20 protein-coding genes are annotated in these 20008 nt (G+C 35.6%); all 20 read left to right on the forward strand.

All coding sequences use genetic code 11. The features are described 5' to 3' along the window. Positions 1 to 14 precede the first annotated feature (14 nt). The 20 genes from P8596_RS01105 to P8596_RS01195 all read left to right on the forward strand — a co-directional run bounded on the left by P8596_RS01105 (position 15) and on the right by P8596_RS01195 (position 19950). Positions 15 to 1184 carry an aminotransferase class I/II-fold pyridoxal phosphate-dependent enzyme gene (locus P8596_RS01105; protein WP_279725521.1) on the forward strand — a complete coding sequence of 390 codons (1170 nt, stop codon included), beginning with the start codon at positions 15 to 17 and terminating at the stop codon, positions 1182 to 1184. 26 nt (positions 1185 to 1210) lie between these two features. After that, a complete protein-coding gene (locus P8596_RS01110; RefSeq protein WP_279725523.1) occupies positions 1211 to 1558 on the forward strand; it encodes a helix-turn-helix domain-containing protein in 348 nt (115 codons plus the stop codon). A 26-nt stretch (positions 1559 to 1584) separates the two neighbouring features. Beyond that, the gene (locus tag P8596_RS01115) at positions 1585 to 2316 is read left to right on the forward strand and encodes a glycosyltransferase family 32 protein (protein ID WP_279725526.1); all 732 of its coding nucleotides are present in this window, start codon (positions 1585 to 1587) and stop codon (positions 2314 to 2316) included. A gap of 18 nt (positions 2317 to 2334) precedes the next feature. After that, positions 2335 to 3513, forward strand: coding sequence for a glycosyltransferase (locus P8596_RS01120; RefSeq protein ID WP_279725528.1), 1179 nt, complete (start codon positions 2335 to 2337; stop codon positions 3511 to 3513). Positions 3514 to 3526: 13 nt separating this feature from the next. Next, a complete protein-coding gene (locus P8596_RS01125) occupies positions 3527 to 4576 on the forward strand; it encodes a glycosyltransferase family 2 protein (protein WP_279725530.1) in 1050 nt (349 codons plus the stop codon). Beyond that, positions 4577 to 5764 (forward strand): CDP-glycerol glycerophosphotransferase family protein, encoded by a 1188-nt coding sequence (locus tag P8596_RS01130; protein ID WP_279725532.1) that lies wholly within the window; start codon positions 4577 to 4579, stop codon positions 5762 to 5764. It abuts the gene before it with no gap. Beyond that, complete coding sequence (locus P8596_RS01135) at positions 5751 to 6167, forward strand: FAD synthase family protein (RefSeq protein WP_279725534.1); 417 nt, start codon at positions 5751 to 5753, stop codon at positions 6165 to 6167. Before P8596_RS01130 ends, P8596_RS01135 begins: the two co-directional genes overlap by 14 nt. A 13-nt stretch (positions 6168 to 6180) precedes the next feature. Beyond that, a complete protein-coding gene (locus tag P8596_RS01140) occupies positions 6181 to 7155 on the forward strand; it encodes a glycosyltransferase (protein ID WP_279725536.1) in 975 nt (324 codons plus the stop codon). An 81-nt stretch (positions 7156 to 7236) separates the two neighbouring features. Further along, positions 7237 to 8427 (forward strand): glycosyltransferase, encoded by a 1191-nt coding sequence (locus P8596_RS01145; protein ID WP_279725537.1) that lies wholly within the window; start codon positions 7237 to 7239, stop codon positions 8425 to 8427. A gap of 12 nt (positions 8428 to 8439) precedes the next feature. After that, on the forward strand, positions 8440 to 9612 hold the full coding sequence (locus P8596_RS01150) for a glycosyltransferase (RefSeq protein ID WP_279725538.1): 1173 nt from the start codon (positions 8440 to 8442) through the stop codon (positions 9610 to 9612). Beyond that, positions 9572 to 11422, forward strand: a complete 1851-nt coding sequence (locus tag P8596_RS01155; protein ID WP_279725539.1) for an ABC transporter ATP-binding protein — start codon at positions 9572 to 9574, stop codon at positions 11420 to 11422. Before P8596_RS01150 ends, P8596_RS01155 begins: the two co-directional genes overlap by 41 nt. A gap of 31 nt (positions 11423 to 11453) precedes the next feature. Next, positions 11454 to 12467, forward strand: a complete 1014-nt coding sequence (locus P8596_RS01160) for an acyltransferase family protein (RefSeq protein WP_279725540.1) — start codon at positions 11454 to 11456, stop codon at positions 12465 to 12467. A gap of 162 nt (positions 12468 to 12629) precedes the next feature. After that, positions 12630 to 13016, forward strand: coding sequence for a VanZ family protein (locus P8596_RS23865; RefSeq protein WP_481900328.1), 387 nt, complete (start codon positions 12630 to 12632; stop codon positions 13014 to 13016). Between the two features lie 60 nt (positions 13017 to 13076). Next, positions 13077 to 15002: an asparagine synthase-related protein gene (locus P8596_RS01165; protein ID WP_279725541.1), complete on the forward strand. Its 1926-nt coding sequence runs from the start codon at positions 13077 to 13079 to the stop codon at positions 15000 to 15002. Positions 15003 to 15019: 17 nt separating this feature from the next. Then, a complete protein-coding gene (locus P8596_RS01170; RefSeq protein ID WP_279725542.1) occupies positions 15020 to 15151 on the forward strand; it encodes a paeninodin family lasso peptide in 132 nt (43 codons plus the stop codon). A gap of 100 nt (positions 15152 to 15251) precedes the next feature. Next, on the forward strand, positions 15252 to 16181 hold the full coding sequence (locus P8596_RS01175; RefSeq protein WP_279725544.1) for an aldolase: 930 nt from the start codon (positions 15252 to 15254) through the stop codon (positions 16179 to 16181). Between the two features lie 3 nt (positions 16182 to 16184). Further along, complete coding sequence (locus P8596_RS01180; RefSeq protein WP_279725546.1) at positions 16185 to 16475, forward strand: lasso peptide biosynthesis PqqD family chaperone; 291 nt, start codon at positions 16185 to 16187, stop codon at positions 16473 to 16475. Between the two features lies 1 nt (position 16476). Beyond that, positions 16477 to 16932, forward strand: coding sequence for a lasso peptide biosynthesis B2 protein (locus tag P8596_RS01185; RefSeq protein WP_279725547.1), 456 nt, complete (start codon positions 16477 to 16479; stop codon positions 16930 to 16932). A gap of 15 nt (positions 16933 to 16947) precedes the next feature. After that, positions 16948 to 18150, forward strand: coding sequence for a nucleotidyltransferase domain-containing protein (locus tag P8596_RS01190; protein WP_279725548.1), 1203 nt, complete (start codon positions 16948 to 16950; stop codon positions 18148 to 18150). Continuing rightward, a complete protein-coding gene (locus tag P8596_RS01195) occupies positions 18151 to 19950 on the forward strand; it encodes an ABC transporter ATP-binding protein (RefSeq protein WP_279725549.1) in 1800 nt (599 codons plus the stop codon). The last annotated feature ends 58 nt before the right edge of the window (positions 19951 to 20008 follow it).

A 20008-nucleotide genomic window follows, 5' to 3' on the forward strand; every position in this document is an offset into this window, starting at 1 on the left:
AAGGTGGTTGTTAGATGAAGAAGCCGAGAATCTACCTTTCCCCTCCCCATATGAGTGGAAGGGAACAAGAATATATTAAGGAAGCCTTCAGGACCAATTGGATTGCTCCATTAGGTCCGAATGTGGACGCTTTTGAAAAAGAGTTAGCCTCATACGTAGGAGCCAGTGAAGCGGTGGCCGTTAATTCGGGAACATCCGCCATCCACTTGGCTCTTTCTTTATTGGGAGTCACCCAGGGGGATACCGTATTCTGTTCAACACTTACATTTGTGGCGAGTGCGAATCCCATTCTATATCAAGGGGCAGAGCCGGTTTTTATTGACTCGGACTACGATTCCTGGAATATGTCCCCACAAGCGCTTCAACGGGGATTACAAGAAGCTGCCCTTAAAGGCAAGCTTCCAAAAGCCGTCATCATTGTGAACTTATATGGTCAAAGTGCGAAAATGGATGAACTTCTTACTCTCTGTGAACACTATCAGGTTCCAGTTGTAGAAGATGCAGCAGAGTCACTGGGCTCCACTTATAAGGGAAAACCTAGCGGGACATTTGGTCATTATGGAGTCTACTCATTTAACGGAAATAAAATTATCACAACATCCGGCGGGGGTATGCTGGTTTCCAACAATGTTGAGTCTCTGCAGAAAGCACGATTCCTCGCTACCCAGGCAAGAGACCCGGCCCCATATTATCAGCATAGCCAGGTAGGTCACAATTACAGATTAAGTAATATCTTAGCCGGTGTTGGGAGGGCCCAATTGGAGGTAATCGATGAAAGGGTAAAAGCCAGAAGGCTCATCTTTGAACGTTACCAGCAATCCTTATCCCATATCCCGGGTATCTCATTCATGCCGGAATTAGAAAACAGTATGACAAACAGATGGCTTACAACCTTTACCATTGATGAGATAGAAACAGGAATAACATCATCTCAGTTAATTGAAGCAATGGCAAAAGAGAATATTGAAGCACGTCCAGTATGGAAACCTCTCCATATGCAGCCGTTATTTAAGGAGGCAGCTTACTTCTCTCACAGTGAAGAGGAAGATGTCGCTCAGCAACTGTTTTCCAGAGGTGTTTGTCTTCCATCAGGTTCAAGCATGACAGGAGAAGAACAAATGAGAATTGTTGAGTGTGTAATGAATACGATTGAAGGTGTGTACGCAAGGCAGGATATAATATGATGTCAAAAAATATGAGGTAATGATGGATGATAGGTTCAAATATAAGTACGATTCGAAAACGCAGAGGACTCACTTTATCCGAACTTGCAGATCGGGCGAATGTCTCAAAATCCTATCTGAGCAACTTAGAGAGGAACTTAAATAAGAATCCGTCTATTCAAGTCATAGAGAAAATCTCGACTGTATTAGACGTGGAATTAATGACCATTCTTCAATTCAATGCACCTGAAGACAACAGGGAACTCCTTGAGAGAGAATGGCTGGACTTTATCAATGAATTGAAGGATTCAGGGATTGAGAAAGAGCAATTACAACAATATAAAGCGGTGATTGAATTTATAAAGTGGCAGAATCATAAAGTTGAAGAGAAATAATATGTTGGGAGGAGGAGAATGCTCTGGTGAGAAATAACATACCTAATACGATTCACTATTGCTGGTTTGGAGGAAAGGAAAAGCCGGACATAGTAAAAAGATGTTTGGATAGTTGGGGAAAACACTTACAAGATTACGAAATAATTGAGTGGAATGAAAATAATTTTAACATTGATCAAAATGCATATGTAAAACAAGCTTATGACTTTGGGAAATATGCATTTGTCAGTGACTATGTAAGAGTGTATGCGCTGTACCACTTCGGGGGGATATATTTAGATACAGATGTAGAGGTTTTTAAATCATTCAACGATCTATTACACCATGAATCTTTCTGGGGATTCGAGCAAGAAAACTTTATTGCAACCAGTACAATTGGAGCAGCAAGAGAGAACCGCTTAATCAAATCGTTTTTAGATTCATATGAATCAAGGACCTTTATTAAAGATGACGGAAGTCTAGATGAGTTGACTAACGTGGCCGCCGTCACAAGTATTTTAAAAGGCATGGGGATAAAGCGTGATGGGAACTATCAAGAGATTAAAGATATAGGAGTATTTTATCCTCAATCCTTTTTCTCTCCCTACGATTATATTAATTGTAGGTCCTTTAAAAATGAAAATACGTATGCTATACATCACTTTTATAAAAGTTGGTTACCGTTTAGGGCTAGAATTAAAAACAGTGTTAAGAAATCAATTTGTAAAATTATTGGCGGAGATAATGTTGAAAAACTAAGAAAGCTAACGTCTAACTAATTAGGTGGATAAAAATAGATGAAAAATATACTGATTGCCTCCTTTGATATGGAGGTGGGTGGAGTTGAAAGAAGTTTAGTTAGTATGTTAAATAATTTTGACTATAAAAATTACAAAGTTGATTTAATGCTATATAGTCATACTGGTGATTTTATGGAACTTCTGCCTGCAGGACCAACTCTGCTACCAGAGAATAACATATACAAAACGTTTCGAATGCCTGTTTCAGCGGTGATGAAGAATGGAAACTGGGCCATCGGTATATCAAGGGTGCTTGCGAGATATAGGGCAAATCTCCAAAAAAACGCAGAAACAGGGTATAAGCAAATGCAATACATGTGGAAGTATGCCCTCCCATTCTTACCGAAGATGGAGAAAGAGTACGATATCGCCATCAGTTATTTATGGCCACATTATTTTGTAGCTGAAAAAGTAAAGGCATCAAAAAAGATTGCCTGGATTCACACAGATTTTTCAACGGTTGAAACGGATAGTGATATGGACCTCCAGATGTGGCAGCAATACGACAAAATAATGGCTGTGTCTGAAGAATGTAAGAAGGCATTTATCAATAAATATTCTTCCCTTCACAAGAAAGTGTGTGTGATGGAGAACATCACCTCCCCCGATTTTGTAAAGGACTTAGCGCATGATTCCGTTGACAATCCTATGGTGAAAGACGATAGATTTAAATTAATAACAGTCGCACGTCTCTCGTATGCCAAAGGAATTGATCAAGCAGTGAATGCACTAAAGTTATTACATGACCGAGGCTATAAAGACATATCCTGGTACATCGTTGGGTACGGAGGGGATGAAGCCTCCATAAGGGAATTAATAAAAGAACAGAAACTTGAGGACTCATTTATATTACTAGGGAAAAAGATAAACCCTTATCCTTATATTAAAGCGGCGGATCTATATGTACAGCCTTCCAGATATGAGGGGAAGGCAGTAACCGTTGTGGAAGCGCAAATCTTAGCAAAGCCAGTAATGATTACTAATTATGGCACGGCTAAAAGCCAGGTGCGAATGGGCATTGACGGTGAAATATGTCAGATGTCTGTCGAGGGAATAGCGGAGGGGATAGAGAAGTTATATAACGATCAACAGATGAGAGAAGCTCTTATTCAAAACTGCGAAAGAGCAGACTACTTCAATCATGCAGAACTAAACAAACTATATCAGTTGGTATAAGGAGGAACAGACCTTGCACCATTCAATCGTAAGCGTAGTTGTTCCTATATACAAAGTAGAAAAATATATCCATAGATGTATTAAGAGCATACTACACCAAACGTATCCCTATTTAGAGATTATTCTTGTAAATGATGGATCTCCCGATCGATGTGGAGAGATAGCCGAAGAATATAAACACAAAGATTCCAGAATCATCGTCGTACACAAAGAAAACGGTGGCTTATCAGATGCCAGAAATGAGGGAATGAAAGAGGCGAGGGGTGAATACACTGTATTCGTCGACAGTGACGACTATCTGGAACCAACCATGATAGAAGACATGCTGCATTGCAGGCATGAACATCAAGCTGATTTAGTACAATCAGCTTTTTATTATGCCTATGATGATAAGCTGCTGTTTGACAGAAACAACTATTCCAATGACGGAAGCAAGCTCTTACTCGATAATCAGGAAGCCATGTACGAACTTATTATAAACGATAAAGTGAAAAACTTCGCTTGGGGAAAGCTTTATAGAACAGAACTGATTAAGGATATCCCGTTTGAAAAAGGGGTATTATTCGAAGATGTTTTTTGGGCTCATCAGGTGATGAAAAGAGTGAAGACATTCGTACTCCTTCATAAACCACTCTGCCACTACTACCAGCGGAGTGACAGTATTGTAGCCACATACTCCATTAGGAACCTGGACATCCTGACGGGATTAAAGGAAAGGCTGGAATTTGTAAAAAAACACTATCCACATTATCAAGACGAGGTATACAGGAGTATTCTGCAAAACAGTTTAATGCATTACAATCTTCTTTTTCGAAATAGGAGGATAGATAAGGACGGAGTGAAGAAGAGAGAGATACAACGTTATATCAAGGAACATAGAAGTCAAATGAATAAAGCAGTAGCCCTGGTAGAAGACTTGAGGTGTCAACTTTTCTTTTTTTCTTTTCATCCCTTGGCTAATATTTCGTACCTTTTGTTAAAAAAAGGCATGGAGAGAATAAAATCTCAGCCGAAGAAGAGGGAATTAGAAATGACAAAGACCACAAAAGGAGCATCGTTATAAATGAAAAACATAATAGAATCTATCAAAAAAATGATTGTCCTTTGCATCATACATTTATTTAACCTTCTTCCAATAAAAAACAATAAGATCTTTTTGTTTAGTTATTACGGTGCTCAGTACGGTGACAATCCAAAGTATATCTCGGAATATATTAAAGAAAATGATTACCAGAGTACATACGACATTGTATGGGCATTCACGGATTTGGAATCGACACAGCATTTATCCAATATCAGAAAAGTGAAAGTGATGTCTTTGCGATATTTTTATGAGTTGTGCACTTCGAAAATTATCATTACCAATTTCAGAACGACAGACTACTTTAAAAAACGAAAAAATCAATTTTATGTTCAAACTTGGCACAGTTCTTTGAGGCTTAAACAAATTGAAAAAGATGCTGAAACTGTACTGCCTTCACATTACGTTGAGATGGCTAAGAGAGATTCGAAAAAATGTGATCTCTTACTTTCAGGTTGTAGATATAGTACAGAAATTTTCAAAAGAGCCTTTTGGTATGAAGGTGAGATTTTCGAATCGGGAATTCCGCGAAATGATATGCTGTTGATAGCTAATCAAGATAAAGTGAAAACCATAAAACACCAATACAATCTTTCAGTTGATACGAAGGTTCTACTGTATGCTCCAACCTTTAGAAAAGATCACAGCCTGGATGTATATGATTTAGAATACGAGTCATTAATAAAGGCTGCTAAGAAGAAATTTGGTGGTGATTGGGTGGTGCTGGTTAAACTTCATCCACATTTATTGTCAAAGTCTAATCAAATGGAGCAACGAAAAAATGTAATAGATGTTACTGCATCTAATGACATACAAGAATTATTGCTCATCGCAGATGTTCTAATATCAGATTACTCCTCTCTGATGTTTGATTATTCCCTTACGAATAAACCATGCTTTTTGTATGTGCCAGATGTAAAACAATATCTGGAAAAGGAAAGAAGCTTTTATTTTAATCTGAAAGAACTTCCATTCATAAGCGCTCAATCGAACGCTGATTTGGTAAGGGAAATTGACCTTTTTGATGAACTCACCTATAAACAGGAAGTCCAAGCATTTTTATCTACAATAGGATCCTATGAAAGAGGAATTTCTTCAAAGCTTTTATTCAATAAAATTAATGAAGTATGCTTTGGTGATAAAAGGAGAGGTTTACATGAAGCAATATAAAATCGGTTATACAACAGGGGTTTTCGATTTATTCCACGTGGGACATCTAAACATCTTAAAACAGGCGAAAGAGCAATGTGAATACCTTGTAGTAGGGGTAAGCACAGACGAACTGGTCATGGGTTACAAAAATAAAAAGCCCGTTATATCATTCTCAGATCGCATGGCAATTGTGGAAGGAATTAAGTATGTAGATGAAGTTGTACCACAAGTAAATAGAGATAAATTCTCAGCATGGGAGCATTTACAATTCGACGTCATGTTTGTTGGTGACGATTGGAAAGGTAATGCTCTTTTTGATGAGCTGGAAAAGCGCTTTAATCACGTAGGGGTGGGAATTGTTTATTTTCCTTACACGAAAGGTGTTTCTTCGACAATGGTGAAAGAAAAAATAAAAATATAATTGGGAGAATACCATGAATCCAGCAATAAGTATTATCGTTCCAATATATAATGTTGAACCATATTTAAGAGACTGTGTTGATAGCATTTTGGATCAAACATTTACAAATATTGAGATTATTTTAGTGAATGATGGTTCAACTGATAATAGTGGGCTAATTTGTGATAGTTACTCAAATGGTCATTCAAATATAAGAGTGATTCATAAAGAACATAAGGGAGTAAGTTCTTCCAGAAACTCAGGTGTTGCAGCTGCAAAAGGAGATTACATTGGTTTTGTAGATGGGGATGATCGAATAGAACCCAATATGTATATGGAGCTATATAATCTTTGTGTAGAAACAAAAAGTGACATATCAATTTGTAAACTCGGGAGAGAAATAAATGGAGAAATAATAAATATTGATAATCAGACCTTTCAAATGAATTTAAACCATATAGATGCTATGAAAGAGCTGTTTAAAGGTCATCTCTATAGATTCTCGTTATGTAATAAACTTTTTAATAAAACATGTTTTAAAGACATTCAGTTTCCTGAAGGAAGGATTCATGAAGATTTATCAACAACCTACAAGTTGTTTGCTAATTCTAATAAAGCAATGTACACAAATTATTTAGGGTACATTTATGTAAAGAGAAATAACAGTATATTAACGTCTGATTTTTCTAAAAAAAGACTGGAAGCATTTATAGGTTGGGATGAAATTCTTTGTTTCATGAATGAAAAATATCTACAACTTTCAAACGAATACCTGGCTGCATTTACTTATGGATGTATAGACAATATGTATTATATATTGAACCAGGTAGAAAAAAAGGAAGAAAAAAAGGAATTATTAAAACAATTAAGTTACTATGCTAAGAAATATTTGACACAAATAGTTAAAGCCGATGTGATAAGTGTTAAGTATAAATGTCTTGTTTTATTATTTGTACTTAATAAAAATTCATTGATTGTTTTCAATAATATGAAAAGCAAACTCTCATGAAATATAAATGAAAGAAAGGTTAAGTGTGGTATTAAGTTAAAATATTCTCTATAAAATTTTATAATTTGGGTGGCGAGAAATTTGAAAAAAGAGTTACTATTTGTTATCGACTCCTTAGAAACTGCAGGGGCAGAAAAGAGCCTAGTGACGTTATTATCAATGCTTGATTTATCAAAATTTAATGTTGAATTAATGTTATTTGCTCATGGAAATGAGTTAGAAGAACTTATCCCTAAAAGTATTAACTTGCTTCGACCTTTAGAATATACTATCTTCACTCAGAGGAGAGTCAAAGACAATTTAATTAATTCTTTGTCTTATAGAAATTTCAAAATGCTACTCTCCAGAATGAAATACTCAAGCAAAATAAGGTTGAAAAAATACAGTAATCCTCAAAAGGCCAGAGTATTTTGGCAAAGTGTGTCTGGAGTAATTGAGAAAAACCCAAAAACGTATGACGTTGCAATAAGTTATGCCCAAGGAGTACCTACATTTTATGTAGCTGAAAAAGTAAATGCAAAAAAGAAAATAGCATGGGTTAATGCCATTTACAGACTGAAAAGAAATGACAGGAAGTATCAGAGGAAGTATTATGATCTATACGATAAAATTGTTGGCGTATCTGAAACAGCAAAGGAAATATTTTCAGAAACTTTCCCAGAGTATTTCAATAAAATGGAAGTTATTTATGATATTAATAATCCTCAATTTATTTCGGAAATGGCAGATATTGGAGATGGGTATGAGGATTCTTTTCATGGAATAAGAATTCTCACTATTGGCAGGCTAGCGCGTCAAAAGGGGTACGATATTGCACTTGAAGCATGTAAAAAACTGAAAGAAAAAGGGATTGACTTCAAATGGTATGTTCTTGGTAAAGGACCACTCGAAGAAGAGATACGACAATATATTGTTAGCCACGGTTTAACTAATCATTTCATTCTATTAGGTGTAAAGACAAATCCATATCCTTTTATAAAAAAATCCGATATATATGTTCAAACCTCAAAATTTGAAGGCTTTGGGTTGGCGATAGCAGAGGCACGTATGTTAAATGTTCCTGTAGTTACCACAAATTTTGACGCTGTTTATAATCAAATGGTTCAGAATAAAAATGGGTTAGTGGTAAATATGGATCCTGAAAGTGTTGCGGATGGAATAATAAATTTAATTCACAATCACAATCTTAGAAATGAAATAACCGAATACTTAAAGCATGAAAAGAAAGGAAACGTTGAGGAAATCGAAAAGTTCTACAATTTAGTCATATAGGGTGAGAATAGCATGAAGAAAATAGTGTTTATGGTTATCAATATGAATATTGGTGGAACCGAAAAGGCTCTTCTAAATATGATTAATGAGATGCCAAAAGATCAGTATGATATAACAGTATTAATGCTGGAGAAATACGGAGGGTTCTTAGACGCCATTCCCAAAGAAGTTAAGGTTGAATATCTACAAGACTATGCTACCTATAAACAATTATTAAATCGACCAGTCAAAACAACGGTAATGGAGTTAATTAAACAGGGAAAAATAGTGAAAAGTATTGCACTTGGTTGTGTTCATACATTATCGAAAATATTTATTAATAAAATGTTTTATTATAATTACATCCTTAAAACCCTCCCAGTGTATAAAAATAATTATGATGTTGCTATAGCTTATGCGGGTCCAATGGACTTCATAAGCTATTTTGTTGCAAAGAAAATTAATGCAGAAAAAAAAATTCAGTGGATTCATTTTGATGTTACAAAAATAGGGTTCAATAAAAGGCTCTGTCAGAGCCTTTATAAAAAATTCAATAAAATATATGTAGTCTCAAATGAAGGGAAAAACAAATTGGTTAGTAAGATTCCATCTATTAGAGGAAAAACAGAAGTGTTCAATAATATAGTATCTGAAAAATCAGTTCTATTACAATCTAACTTAGGTGTTGGTTTCAAAGATAACTTTGATGGTATAAGAATTTTAACAGTAGGAAGGTTATCCAAAGAAAAAGGGCAAGATATGGCAATTAAAGTGTTATCAAGATTAATAAACGAAGGATATAACGTTAAATGGTATTGTCTTGGAGAAGGTGCTGCTCTAGAAGCATATCAAAAGTTAGTTACTCAGTACAATCTAGAAAATCATTTCATCTTTCTAGGAGCTGATCCCAACCCGTATCCCTATATACGAAGATGTGATATTTATGTTCAACCATCTCGACATGAAGGTTACTGTATAACGCTAGCTGAAGCTAAATGTTTACTGAAACCTATTGTTTCGGCAAGTTTTACAGGAGCAAATGAACAAATAATAAATAATGAAACAGGATTAGTGGTAGAGGGGAATATCGAAGAAATATATCAAGGAGTGAAAAGCTTAATAATCAATCCTCAAAAGAGAAAAAAGTTCTCTGAAGGATTAAATAATGAAAAGGCTCTTCAACAAAAGAAGAGAGTATTTAATTAAATTTAAAATAGAGTATTTTCGGAAAGGTTTGAGCAATTTGAAATGTACATTAGGAAAGCTATTAGAGCTATTTAATAAAAGGGAAAAGAAGAAATTAGTAGCTCTCTTTTTTTTGATGATAGTAGCTGCATTATTTGAAACTTTAGGCATAGGGTTGATTGCACCTTTTGTAGGTATTGTAACAAACCCCAACCTAATCCAGGATCAGGCGATTTTTTCTTTTCTATATAAACTGGGTAATTTTAATTCAGAATCTTCATTTATATTTTGTGCAATACTTATTTTACTTGCAGTATTTGTAGTCAAAAACCTTTATTTACTTTGCTTTAATTATTTGCAGTTCCGAATTGTATTAAATCAGCAAGTGAAGTTATCTAAAGAATTATTTAAAGAGTACCTAACAAAACCATACACCTTCCATTTACAGAGGAATTCAGCGGACTTATTAAGAAATGTGGATGTTGAAGTCCCAAGAGTTTTTCAAGGCATAATAATCTCCGGCTTCCAGCTTATCACTGAAATACTTGTAATTTTTTGTATTCTATTATTACTTTTATGCACTGCTCCCCTAGCCACCATTACAGCCTCAATTATATTAGGAGGAAGTGTAATGGTCTTTTTTAAATCCTTCAGGAAAAAAATCACTTATTTAGGAAAAGAGCAGCAGACCGTAAGCGGTCTGATGATCAAATGGGTGAACCAGGGATTGGGAGCAAGTAAAGAGGTGAAAGTCGCAGGGAATGAGAAGTTTTTTATTAATTCTTATGCAAATCAAAGCCAAATCAAAGCTAATAATAGCCGGTACATGAAAATGCTTGAACAAGTCCCCCGTTTGTTTATTGAAACATTATTAGTATCAGTGGTTCTCATCACAATGTTAATCATTGTTTTTCAGGATCGAAGCACATCAGAACTCATTTCTACCATGGCGCTGTTTGCAATGGCTGCATTCAGATTAATGCCGTCTATTACCCGTGTGGTTGCGTTAATTACTACCATTAAATACAGCCAACCAGCGCTTGAGGTTGTATATAACGATTTGTTTTTAAATAAGGAAAAGAGACAAGTATATGCAAAATCTTCTCACATCACACCAGGTAATAATAAATCAAAAACTTATAATGATTCTATAGAATTGAAAAATATTTCATTTAGATATCCAAATCAAAAGAATTACTCAGTAAAAGAGGCATCACTTACTATCCCAATTGGTCAATCAGTCGCATTTATCGGGGAGTCGGGAGCAGGTAAAACCACAATTGTGGATATTATTCTTGGATTGTTCACCCCGGAAAAAGGTCAAGTACTGGTTGATGGAATAAACTTGGAAGAACAAAAATCAACCTGGCAGAAAAAGATTGGATATATACCGCAGTCCATTTTCTTATCAGATGACACGATTCGGGGGAATATCGCGTTTGGAGTAGATAGCAAAGATATAGATGAAGAAGCGGTTTGGCGGGCACTGGAACAAGCACAATTAAAAGAGTTTGTTGAAGAACTCCCTGAGCAACTTGAAACTTCAGTGGGTGAGCGAGGAGTAAGGCTTTCAGGGGGACAACGTCAGCGAATAGGCATTGCCCGGGCACTCTATCATAACCCGGAGATCTTATTCATGGATGAAGCTACATCTGCTCTGGACAATGAGACAGAAAAAGAGATCATGAAGGCAATTGATGAATTAAAAGGTGATAAAACACTCATTATTATTGCTCACAGACTTAGCACCATCGAAAATTGCGATATTGTATATAAAATGAATAATGGAAAAGTAGTTGCTATAAATAACCAACTTGTACAGTCATCATAAGATTATAGTCTTAACTCTGGACGAGATAAGGATGATCTCAATGAAAAAAAGACTAATCGACCTTGATCTCTTAAAGGGATTCGGCATCATAATGGTAGTTGCAGTCCACTCCAACATGCCGCAGCCGATCACTGCCTTCCTACAATCGTTTGGAATGCCCTTATTTTTCATGCTAGCGGGCTACACATTCAACTCAAAGAAGTATAAGGGGAACTTTTATCTACTTGTGAAAAAACGCTCTGTAAGTTTGTTGGTACCGTATGTAATGGGGTGTTTCCTTTCGTATTCATATTGGATCGTAACGAAGTTCACAGGAGATTTTAAAGAAAGCTTTCTCTGGTATAAGCCATTAGTGGGAATGCTTGAGGGAAACATTGAGGGCCTACTCAATTACCCTTTGTGGTTTTTGGTTTGCTTATATGGGGCTTTATTAATGTATGCCTCCAGCCAGAAGTATTTACAAAGGTTCGTATTAGCTCAGCAGTTTACTATTTACGCGGTTATTGGGTGTATTGGGGCAGTGATTGGAAGCGTGGTCCATCTTCCATGGGGACTGGATATTTCAATGGTATCACTACTGTTCATCTTTATAGGGGATCGCCTAAGACAAGGATCGCAATTTCCGGGGGGCATTGGGTTGAGTTTGGTTTTGTGTTCAGCTTTTTTTATCAATGAGCCTGTCAGTATGGGTCTAAGAGAGTATGGAAACCTCTTATTGTTTAATATTAGCGGAGTTTCGGGTAGCCTGCTTAGTCTGGAAATTGTAAGGGGAATAACTGGCATACACTGCTGGTTTAGAGCCATTAGTCATGTTGGAAGAGAGTCTGCGTATATTTTGATCCTGCATGCAGGAATTTCATTTCCCCTGGTGAGTTACATCAATCATTTTATACTACCAGGAGTAGCTTTTTCTTGGTTTGTATATTTAGTTGGAGGTATAGTCATACCCCTTTATATCCGTTATATATTTAAGAAATCATACCGGATCATCCAGCAGCTAAGAATCAATAAATTGTTAATGAATAGAGAAAAAAGGATAGCCTAATTTATTTTGACAGAATCATAAATACATCTTGCGTTCTTTATAAAACTGTAGTATTGTTCTTTATATAGTACAAATTAGGTATTTATAACCAGTTTGGGGGATGAGTACATTTTGACCCTTTTCCTAAAGAGAATACTTTTAGCATTAATCATTTTAGGCTACATGATACTCATCTGGTACCAATCAAGTCACTTTAATCCTGAAATTATCTATTACACCGGTCTCACTCTTGATCCACGTATTATATTATTTGCTGGCCTATTATTGGAATCACTCCATTTAATTGAATTCGGCATTTTATATGTACTCATTGTTCATTTTCAGCTGTCTTTTGGTAACATTAATCAGCGCAAAGAAATCATTGCAATCATCCTTTCATTTTTATATTCCGTTACTGATGAGATACATCAGTTATTCGTTCCATTCCGTACCTCTTCAATAGGTGATCTCGTTAAGAATGTAATTGGCATCCTTCTAATGTGGATGCTGGTACGATATATAAACAAACGAAAAAACAACGTAGCACAAGAGGATTTTCTTCAAAAATAATATAGTACACCCTTTGTGTTCTTAATTAAGAATTACGTGAGGGGATATGAGGTGTCAATTATGAGTGCGATTGCTGGGATATATCATCAAAACCATGAACCCGTATCTAGGGAGCATATACACGCAATGATGGGTTCATTGGAACAGTTCCCAGCAGATGACGTGAGAGTTTACAAGAAAGATCATATCTTTCTGGGCTGTCACGCTCAGTGGATCACTCCTGAATCCATCGGTGAAATTCTCCCTTTCTATGACAATGAAAGAAAATTAGCGATAACCGCTGATGCCATTATAGATAACAGACAAGAATTGTTTAATAGTTTAGGAGTTAGGCATGCTCTTAGAAAGGGGATATCGGATAGTGAGTTGATTCTTCTTGCGTACGAAAAATGGGGTGAAGAATGTCCTGAACAATTAATAGGAGATTTCTCCTTTATGATTTGGGATGAGAGGAAAGAAAAATTATTTGGTGCAAGAGATTTTGCTGGTAGCCGGACACTCTACTACCATGCTTCAAATCAGCGTTTTGCATTTGCTACTACAATAAAATCCTTATTGTCATTAGCTTATATTAATGGACGAATAAATGAGGAATGGATTGCAGAATTTCTTGTTATTCCAGATATGTTTAATACAGTTGACGTGCATTCTACTGTTTACAGTAATGTCCTGCAAGTCCCTCCTTCACATTCAATCGTAATTCAAAGTGGAAAGACTAAACTAACAAGATACTCCAAATTCGATTCGAGAAAAAAATTAAAACTTAATTCTAATTTAGAATATGAAGAAGCTTTTAGAGATGTATTTCAGAGAGCGGTGTCTGATCGATTGCGAACATTTAAAAAGGTCGGCTCACAATTAAGTGGAGGATTAGATTCGGGTTCAGTAGTAAGTTTCGCTTCGAGAGAGTTAAATAAGCAGAATCAGCAGTTATATACATATAGCTATATACCTCAAGAAGACTTTATCGATTGGACCCCGAAATCGAGAATAGCCAATGAACGACCCTTTATTCAATCAACAGTGAATTTTGTAGGAAACATTCAGGGTTCTTATCTTGATTTTAAAAATAGGACACCACTTAAAGAAATAAATGAGTGGTTAGATATACTTGAAATGCCTTATAAATTCTTCAATAACTCCTATTGGTTAAGGGGTATATACGAAGAAGCTTCTAACCATGGAGTTGGGATTTTATTGAATGGAGCCAGGGGAAATTGGACTATATCTTATGGAACAGCCATTGATTATTACTCTATGTTATTAAAGAAAATGCAATTAATAAAGTTTTACAAAGAAATTAATGATTACTACCTTATTAAAAAAACTGGGAGGAAAAGAGTAGTGCAACAGGTTAGTAGAAGAGCATTTCCTTTATTGTTGTCTCCAAAGAATAAATATAAATTTCCTCAGTTCATAAATAAAGACTTTGCAAAGAATACAAATGTTTATCAAAAGGTAAAGGAAAACGGGTTAGACATTACTGGTTCCCAAATTCCCAATCTAAGTGAAGCAAGAGATCGTCAATTTCAGAATTTATATTATTGGACCAACGGAGCCAGTTCTACAAAGATGTCATTGCGCTATTCGCTATGGAACCGCGATCCAACAAATGATTTGCGAATCATTGAATTTTGTTTATCACTTCCTGATTCACAATTTGTTCAGCATGGAGTAGATCGTTCTCTTATTCGGAGGGCTACCGAAAACTATCTGCCAAACAAGGTTCGACTAAATCATCAATTTCGTGGAGCCCAAGGCGTTGATGTCATACACAGAATGATAGATGAGTGGGATTTATTTAGAGTTGAAATGGAAGAAATGTTAAATGATCAAATCATGTCTGATTTAGTGGACATAGAAGTGTTATCTAATGCATATTCCAAAATTAAAGATAACCCATTACCAGAAGATACCTTAGGTGATGACTTGAAAATACTGATGAGAAGTCTAATCTTATTTAAATTTATCAAAGAAAGTAATTGAAGGGAGGTGAAAAGGTTATGAAAAAATTATGGGAAAAGCCTGAATTGGAAATTCTTTCGATTGATATGACTATGGCAGGTCCTGGTCTTCGTTATGTTGATGAACGCCAAAACGATCCAGATCCTGAGGATGCGGATCATTACAGCTAAAATGCAATTTTAATTTTTCACTACATATTAGGCTTTTATACTTTCAAAGTATAAAAGCCTAATAATAATAAAATTCATTATCTATAGATGGAGTGATACTATGATTAGTATCTATACGGGTACTTTTTATAAGGCATTTGGTTTAAAAATACAAAGTGAAGTATCTTTACCTGAAGTGAAAATAGTAAAGGATTCATTACACAATATAGATGTCAACATCATGGTTAAAGATCTAACACAAGAATGGAAAAAATATGGTAGAAAAGGAAAGTTTGCAGTCATGAATGACACTGTAATGTTTCACATTAAAAACACAGCAATATTTAGTGTAGTAAAAGGAGAAAGAGTTATCGTATCACCATTTGAAAATGCGGATGAAAATAAAATCCGTCTTTATGTGTTAGGTTCGTGTATGGGCATCATATTATTGCAAAGAAAGATACTCCCTTTGCATGGTAGCGCACTTGTTATAGATGGGAAAGCATATGCAATCATTGGCCACTCTGGAGCAGGTAAGTCAACATTAGCATCTACCTTGATGAAAACAGGTTATAAGCTTATTAGTGATGATGTGATAGCTGTTTCTCTTTCGGAAAATCAAGAATTCATTGTTCATTCTTCTTATCCCCAACAAAAGCTTTGGGAAGAAAGTTTAGAGAAACTGGCTCTTCCCAAGAATAAGTATTCTCCTTTATTTGAAAGAGAGAAAAAGTATGCGATTCCTGTAGAATCCTATTTTCATAATGGGGAAAGGGTGCCTCTTGCAGGTATATTTGAATTGGAAAAGTCAGTACAAGAACAACTAACAATTGAAAAAGTTCAGAATAGCATAGAGAAATTGCCTGTACTTTTTCATCACACTTTCAGGAATTCGGTTCTCAATCGATTAGGATTATTAAAGTGGCATTTCTCTTCAACTGCTTCTCTTGCAAATCAAGTAGAAATGTACAGGATAAAAAGGCCAACTTCAGGGTTTACTCCTTATGAAATACAATCGTTACTATTAAATACAATAAGAAAAGGGGATTAAGAGATGCTGAAAAATCACAGCCTTACTTTGGACCAATCCATTACTCAAAGAAAAGGAAATATAGTGAGTAATATGGGCGGCGAAAAAGTGATGTTAAGTATTGAAAACGGAAAGTATTATAATCTGGGGGAAGTGGGGGGAGACATATGGGATACAATCGAAAATCCAGTTACCATCACTGAATTAGTTGATACATTGATGGCTAAATATGAAATAGATAAAGAGACCTGTTTGTCACACGTTTTATCATTCATTGAGATGTTGAAAGATGAAGAATTAATTAAGTTTAATTAGGATGATTTTTATGAAGAAAATAAAATTGTTTTTTTCATTGGATTATGAAACAAAGCTACTATTGTTGGAGGTTTTTCTTCATTTAGGATGGGCAAGAATCATCAAAGCCCTTCCTTTTGCAAAAGTAGCCCCTATATTAGGGAAACATATGATCGAAACGTCTCATTCTTTAAATACCGATCACGTTAAGGTATTAAAACAAATCTCTTCAGCTATTAAAATCATGAGTAATTATACGTTTTGGGAAAGTCATTGCCTGGTGAAGGCGATTGCTGCTATGAATATGCTTAAAAGAAGAAACATAGACACTACTCTCTATTTAGGGACTGGAAAAGATGAGAATGGAAGGTTGATTGCTCATGCATGGTTAAGGAGTGGATCTGTATATATAACAGGATCTGAAGGTATGGAGCGATTTACTATAGTAGGGACTTTTGCACATATAGCCGAAAAATGAGTGTAGGTGAAAAGGATGGCAGAAACGTATCGTTTGGATTTAAATCATTTACCCCTTGAGCTAAAACTGATACTCGATATCCTGCAGATCAGTGACAAAGTGAAATCTCATCAGTTCAGCCAGGAATTGAAAGATTCAAATATCGATTGGGGAAAGTTCATTTCACTGGTGTATCATCATAGGGTATATCCTCAAGTGTACACCAAGTTAAACAAGGTTCACCAGGCATTGATTCCTGCACAGGTTATTCAAAGAATAGAAAATAAATACAAAAAAAATACTTTTAACATGCTTTTATTAAGCGCAGAAATGGAATATGTAAGTAAAATGTTTGAGAGTGCAGAAGTGAAAATGTTAGTTCTTAAAGGACCTGTTCTTGCAGAAGATTTATATGGTGATATATCACTGCGTACATCCAATGATCTCGATATATTAATATCGATCAGTGACTTGGATAAAGCTGAAGCACTTCTTATAAAAGAGGGTTATCTTAAGGATGACTATTTCACTTCAATATTAGGGGAATGGAGATGGAGACATCATCATGTAACCTATTTTCACCCCGAAAAGAAGGTGAAGATTGAATTACATTGGAGGTTAAATCCAGGGCCAGGAGCTGAACCTTGTTTCAAGGATTTATGGATGAGAAAAAGAATCAGTTGCATAACAACAACCCCAATTTATTTCCTAGGGCGCGAAGATTTATTTTTATTTCTTATTTTACATGGTGCAAGACATGGATGGTCGCGCTTACGCTGGCTTGTAGACATTCACCAATTAGTCAAACAAGATATTGATTGGCACCAGATTTTCTTATTATTAAAGAAATATCAGCTGAATAAGATCTCTGGTAAAGCCTTAATTCTAGCAAGTAATTTACTGGGTACAAATATAAAAAAAGAGATGATTTCCTTAGTATCTAATTGGAGATCTAAAGAGCTCGGACAGAAAACCATTTTTTATTTTGAAAACATGATTAACTTACATTCAGAACCACTTCCTACTGAAATTTCAAAGTATCATCAAAGATATTTATTCTCCTTAAAGACAATAAAACAGAAGTGGATATTTATTGTTAGTTTTCTTTACCCCTACCCGGAAGACGCCTCTACTCTTCAGCTACCGAAAAATTTACACGTTCTTTATTTTTTGTTACGACCTTTTTTATGGTGTTGGAGAAAAACGAAAAGAAGCTATGCATTATATAGGGGGATATAAATGAATCATTTATTATATTTCACTAAAAAATTTTACGATTTTTCAGGAAAGGTTTTGATCTTTAATTTAATAGGAATGATGCTCATAAGTATGCTTGAAGGAGTAGGCATTCTGCTTTTAATTCCTATGTTGACTGTAAGTGGTTTTATAGATTATGAAACGACCTTCACTCCAGTAACAGAATTAGTGGGTTTTATAGGACTAGTTCCTGGAAAATTTGTTTTGCCTCTAATACTGGCTGTTTATATTTCTTTAGTAATTAGTCAAGCGTTTTTGCAGCGGAATATTTCTAGAAGGAATGTGCAAATTAGAGTTGGTTTTATCAATTACCTAAGAATGAAAACGTATCGGGAACTCCTACAGGCAAACTGGGGTTTTTTCCTAAAAAAAAGAAAATCTGATCTTATTAATTCTCTTACGACTGAGTTAGGCAGGGTTAATGGAGGGACCAATATGTTCTTACAGCTAATAACCTCTGCCATATTTACTCTCATTCAACTCGGAATAGCTTTTTGGGTATCTCCTTCTTTGACGGGGTTAGTCCTTGTATCGGGAGTTATCTTAGCGATTATATCTCAATCATTTGTGAAAAAGTCGAAAAAAATTGGGTCCAAAACCTCTGAAATAGGCAAGAACTACCTTGCAGGAATAACAGATAATCTAAATGGGATTAAAGACATAAAAAGTAATTCATTAGAACACTCACGAAATACTTGGCTTTCAAAGTTAAGTGAAGATATCATACATGAACAAACAGAACTTATAAAAATAAAAACGAATTCTAGTTTTTTATACAAAGTCTCATCGGCTATTATCATTGCTTTATTTATTTATTTTTCTATTACTTTTTTTCAAAGCCAAGCAGATCAGTTCTTAATAGTTATTCTTATTTTCACCAGACTATGGCCACGGTTCTCAGCTATACAGTCCAGTATGGAGCAATTGGCTGAAACTCTTCCGGCATTTTCATCAGTTGTCGAACTCCAAAGGGAATCGAGAGAAGCGAATGAGTTATTTACTCAACAAGAGTACCAAGAAAATTTCAAGTGTAAAATTAGAAAAAACATTAAATGTATAGGTGTCAACTATCGCTACAACCCTACTGAACCTCATTTTGCTCTTGAGAATATTAACGTAACTCTTCCGGCAAATAAAATGACAGCAATTGTTGGTCCCTCTGGAGCAGGGAAAAGTACACTGATTGATATTTTAATGGGGCTTAATCTGCCTGAAAAAGGAGAGATTCTTATAGATGGAACGACTCCCAAAACAGGAAGTCTTTTGGCTTTAAGAAAATCAATCAGCTACGTACCACAAGACCCCTTCCTTTTTAATGCAAGCATACGTGAAAATCTACAAATGATTCAGCCGGATGCTACGGATGAAGATATCTGGGAAGCACTACGATTCTCATCGGCAGCTGAATTTGTAATGAACCTGCCTGAAGGATTAGATACCCTAATTGGCGACCGGGGAATACGCTTATCTGGGGGAGAAAGACAAAGAATCGTACTCGCTAGAGCAATCTTGAAAGACCCATCGATACTCGTACTAGACGAAGCCACCAGCGCCCTCGACAGCGAAAACGAAGCCAAAATCCAAGAAGCGATTGAACGACTCAAAGGTAAAATGACCATCATTGTCATCGCACACCGCCTATCAACTATCCGAAATGCGGATCAGGTGATTGTTCTGGATAAAGGCAGAATCGTCCAATCAGGTTCGTTTCATCAATTAGCTCAAGAGAAAAAGAGCATGTTCAGTAATTTGCTTGAGAAACAAGTACGCGCCATTCCATGAATGTAGAATTATGTCGGACGAAATGTTCTTTAAAAAGAACGCAATTGGTCATATAATT

The organism is Rossellomorea sp. DA94 (assembly GCF_029834455.1).
Lineage (GTDB): Bacteria > Bacillota > Bacilli > Bacillales > Bacillaceae_B > Rossellomorea > Rossellomorea vietnamensis.